Below are 211 nucleotides of genomic sequence, written 5' to 3' on the forward strand. Positions count from 1 at the left end.
TAGGGGTGCGCGCAACGATGTCTTGTGAGGTGCGGTAGCCAAGGTTGAAGCGGATGGAGAGCGCGGAGAGAGCAAGGTCGGAGGCAGTGGTGGCGGAGGCGGCGGAGGCGTTGTCGAGCTGGCGGCCGTGGCCGTGGCAGACTGATGGGATGATGGCTCGGAGCTCGCGGTGGCCGGGGCAGCGGTGCCGTCGGCCGCGTTCGTGCCATTG

Annotated in this window: 1 protein-coding gene; it reads right to left on the bottom strand. The window is 68.7% G+C overall.

What is annotated here, in order from left to right:
• A partial coding sequence (locus BGO15_RS02415) for a hypothetical protein (protein ID WP_286747005.1) occupies window positions 1-211 on the bottom strand: 211 nt, incomplete at both ends.

Source organism: Microbacterium sp. 71-23, assembly GCF_001897265.1.
GTDB lineage: Bacteria > Actinomycetota > Actinomycetes > Actinomycetales > Microbacteriaceae > Microbacterium > Microbacterium ginsengisoli.